Here is a 4505-nt window from a genome sequence, read left to right on the forward strand (position 1 = left end):
TGGTGTATTTGCTATTTGACATTTTTCCCTCACTTATTATTCGTAATTTTAACTAAGAATAGCTTCTATTCTTTGTCCTAATAAGTGTAGTCAGATCAATTACCCCTGGGGTGGGGGTGTAGGGCCAATTTACCCCAAAACCTCTAGCTCGTCACTGTATTTATCCTCACAATACTGCTCATAATTATTTTTATAAATTTTATAGTGATCTGATGTTCTATGTCCGTCGAGTGCGGCTTCATCTCTCCATGTCTCAACTGCAAAAAACTTCTCAGGTCTATCTATGCACTGAAAAATATCATAAAATATACAACCATCTTCTGCTTTACTTGGCTTAACCATGGCGGTTAAAAGCTCCTTCATCTTCTTGACACCATCTTTTTTTGCTATAAATGTCACTTTTTTGGTTATTGTCATACTATTCTCCAAATTTTGTTTATTTTTTAATCGAAAATGATTATATCCAATTTGAGGAATTAGACTATAATAGTAGAAAAAAATATAGGATATTTCCTGTGGATTTAATACTGCAAATTGAAGATATTATAGAAAAAAACGGTAGTGATTTTGAACTATCAAAACTATTCAAAGCTTTTATATATGAATATAAGATTTCTCTAAATACTCTATTTGAAAAAAATCAAGGAAAAGATTTTTTAGTTCGCCACACAAAGCAGCTTGATTCTATCATCTCTTTGATGTACAAGACAATTCTAAGACGCATCTTTGGAAACTATCTTCCCATGAGAAGCTCCATTCCCATAGCCATTGTTGCACTTGGGAGTTACGGGCGTGAGCAGCTCTGTGTTCACAGTGATGTAGATTTGCTTATAGTTTATGCGGAAGTAAACGGCTTTAACAGTGAGCTTATAATTGAAAAATTTTTCTATCTTGCTCTTGATGCAGGACTAAAACTAGGGCATAGAGTTCATAAAGTAAGCGACCTTTTTGCCTCAAGCAAAGAGGATATTACCATCAGAACGGCACTGATGGAAGCTAGATTTGTAACAGGTTCTACGCTTACTTGGCATGAAGCGAGCAAAGAGCTGAGTAAAATACGCCTTTACAACCAAAAAGAGTTTATTTTAGCAAAGATTACGGAAGCGCAAGCTAGACGCAAAAAATATCCAACCTCCATGCAGCCAAACATCAAAGAGAGCGTCGGCGGACTTCGCGACTCCAACTTTATATTTTGGATTGCCCACACTATCTATGGAGTAAAAACGCTCAAGGATTTAGCAGGCGTGCTCTTTTTAGACGAGGAGTACAAAGAGTATAGAATGGCGCTTGAGCTGCTCTTTCGCACAAGAAGCGCTCTGCATCTTATTACAAACAAACAAGAGGACAGACTTCTTTTGGAGTTCATTCCTGAGGTAAGCCTTCTTTTAGGATTTAAAAATCAACAGAAGATGGTTACTAAAGTTCTTGAAGCGCAGTGGCGCATAAGCAACTTTACGCAAATTTTTGTCAAAAAGATGATTCGTCCCTACATCGCCGACATTTCACAGTTGGGCAAGTTTAAAAAAAATCGTCTAAGCAGAGGAATTTATAAACAGGGCAAGAGAGTCTATGCATCATACAATCTGCCGATTCAACCACTCAACAAACTTCTTGAAACCTTAATTTCGCTTGAAGATAAGCCATACCATTTTGATTCAGGATTTTTGCGTCAATTTACCTATGTAAAAATATCCCACCCTCTTCAAGCTAAAACATACTCTCTTTTAAAAGAGCTCTTCAAAAAAAGATACATGTACAGCTTTTTAAAACTCTTTTACGATGCAGGGGTGCTTCATCATCTCTTTGGCGCTTTTAAAAAGGTTCTTCACCTACCGCAGTTTGACGGTTACCATCACTATCCCGTAGATATTCACTCCATCAAATGTGTTGAGGCGCTGGAAAATATCAAGGAGCCTTTCATCAAAAAACTCTACGATGAGTTTAGCAGCGAGGAGAAGCTTTTACTAAAGATTGCAACCCTCTATCATGACAGCGGAAAAGGCAGAGTTCAAGACCACAGCGAAGTCGGAGCCAAACTTATCGCTCCATTTGCTACAAAGATGAAACTAAAAGAGGAGGACAAAGAGAGATGCGTGACTTTGGTAAAACATCATGTAACCATGAGCAATGTGGCACTCAGAGAAAACATACACAACGAAAAAACACTCTATAAATTTATGTCAAACGTGGGAGATGTCAAAAATCTGCAACTTCTATATGTTCTCACTTACGCGGACATAAACGGCGTGGGGGAAGGAGTCTATAACTCTTTTACCTCAAAACTTCTGCACGAACTCTACATAAACGCGCTAGAAGTTGCCCAAAACTTAGGCAGAATAACAGATGCATCAAAGAGACTAAATATTGAAAAGCGCTTAGCAAAACTTCAAGAGTTTACCGAACTGCCAAAACTCTTGCGTAGCAAACTTCTGCGCATTGAGTCAAACCTCTTTTTCTTTAAACATACACCCCATGACATTATAGAGATTGCAAAAAAGGCGTACCAAACAAAAAAGTATGATTTTTCAATCAATTCTCAAAGCTCTTTGGTTATAGAGATTTACAGAAAAATTCCGCTAAATATAGGCTATCTTCTAGCATCTCTTAGTCATCTTGATGTTGCTTCCATGGAGATATTTACGCTTTTTGAGGACGTGAAATATTTTAAGATAGAGTTTATTGAACATGTAGATGAAAATGAAGTACAGCATATAAAAAGTATCATCAACAACGCTTTTGATATGAGTAGACATGTAAAGCTTAAAGATGTAGCCATCCATAAAAATGAGATAGATATTGATTGTGAACACTCTTTGGCTTATGCAGAAATAACTATACACACTAAAAACCAAAAAGGTCTTTTGGCTTATATCATGGAGTGTTTTGAAGAGCTTGGCATAAATATCGTCACTGCAAAAATCCACAGCACAAAACATAAAGTACGAGATAGCTTCTTAATCCAAAAACAAAACGATATATGCAATAATGTCGCAAAAATATATACGCTGTTAACTTTACGCAGTAGCGAACAAAGTCTGCTACTGCTACGCTAGCCGCTAAGGCACAAAACTTTAGTTTCTTTAGAAAAGCTAGCCGCCTAAGCGCGTCAGAGTAAGCTCTGTTAATTGTAAAAGGAAATATACATTATGTGTGGGATTGTTGGATATATAGGTCAAAAAAATACAAAACAAATTTTACTTGATGGTTTAAAAGAGCTTGAGTATCGTGGATATGACTCGGCGGGAATTGCAGTTTTAGAAAATGGAAAGTTCTCTAACTACAAAGCAGTCGGAAAGCTTATCAACCTTCAAGAGAAGACAAAAGGTTTTAAAACAGAGGGTTTTGCGCTTGGTATCGGGCATACAAGATGGGCGACACATGGAAAACCGACGGAGTTAAATGCGCATCCTCACATAGGCGAATCATCTTATGTTGTTCATAACGGCATCATTGAAAATTACGCAACTCTAAAAAAAGAGCTTCAAGCAAACGGGGTTACATTTTTAAGCCAAACAGACACCGAAGTAATCGTGCATCAGTTTGAGAAAAATCAAAAGAGCGCAAAAAACAGTTTTGAAGCTTTTGCAAAAACCGTAAAAGAGCTTCACGGTGCTTATGCGATTTTGCTTGTTACAAAAAGCGAGAGCAAGACAATCTTTTTTGCAAAACAGGGCTCGCCGATGATTGTTGGAGTAAACGACGAAAATGAGAAATATTTTGCCTCCTCTGATACACCGCTCATCGGACATTGCCAAAGCGTAAACTATTTTGAAGATGGAGATTACGGTTATGTAACTCCTGAGGAAATAGTTATTTTTGACAAAGAGGGAGTGCAAAAAGAGCCTAAATTTTGTTCCCTTTCACAAAACAAACTTCTTGCGCAAAAAGATGGTTTTAGGTTTTTTATGGAAAAGGAGATTTATGAGCAGAGCATTGTAATCTCCGATACGCTTATGGGAAGACTCGGCGAAGGGGAGATTCTCTTTGATGAACTTGACAAATCTCTCTTTGAGGGCATAAACGAGATAAAGCTGTGTGCATGCGGAACTTCATACCACGCGGCGATGAGCGCATCTTATCTGTTTGAGAGATATTCTAAGATAAGAACTTCGTTAGAGATTGCAAGTGAGTTTCGTTACAGAGAGCCGATTATGACAAAAGATACTCTTTTTGTTGTAATCTCTCAAAGCGGAGAAACTGCCGATACGCTTGAAACTCTCAAGATGGCAAAAGCAGCAGGACTCAAAACTTTGGCTATCTGCAACGTTGATAATTCCTCTATGGTAAGATTAGCAGATGCGACTATTTTAACAAGAGCGGGCATAGAAAAAGGGGTCGCTTCAACCAAAGCATTTGCAACTCAAGTCACTGTTTTTTGGATGCTAAGCCTCTACATCGCAAAGATGAAAAACTCACTTAATAAAAGTGAAATAGCATCACATATCTCACTGCTTCGCGAGGTTCCCTCTCATGTAAAAGTTACGGATGAGATGCATGAGCACATA

The 4505-nt window shown here is 37.8% G+C and carries 3 protein-coding genes; 2 read left to right on the forward strand and 1 reads right to left on the reverse strand.

The genetic code is table 11. The features are described 5' to 3' along the window. Positions 1-129: 129 nt before the first annotated feature. Entirely contained in the window at positions 130-417 is a 288-nt protein-coding gene (locus M0Q17_RS10695) for a putative quinol monooxygenase (protein ID WP_295086694.1), read from the reverse strand. Between the two features lie 98 nt (positions 418-515). Between M0Q17_RS10695 and M0Q17_RS10700 the strand changes: the two genes are divergently transcribed. After that, entirely contained in the window at positions 516-3053 is a 2538-nt protein-coding gene (locus M0Q17_RS10700) for an HD domain-containing protein (protein WP_295086696.1), read from the forward strand. 93 nt (positions 3054-3146) lie between these two features. Next, a partial coding sequence (glmS, locus tag M0Q17_RS10705; protein WP_295086698.1) for a glutamine--fructose-6-phosphate transaminase (isomerizing) occupies positions 3147-4505 on the forward strand: 1359 nt, incomplete at its 3' end.

The sequence above is a fragment of the Sulfurimonas sp. genome (assembly GCF_023229105.1).
Taxonomy (GTDB): domain Bacteria; phylum Campylobacterota; class Campylobacteria; order Campylobacterales; family Sulfurimonadaceae; genus Sulfurimonas.

Excerpts from the sequence above, each read along its gene's own strand:
- M0Q17_RS10695 (WP_295086694.1), bottom strand. The coding sequence starts at position 417 with ATGACAATAACCAAAAAAGTGACATTTATAGCAAAAAAAGATGGTGTC.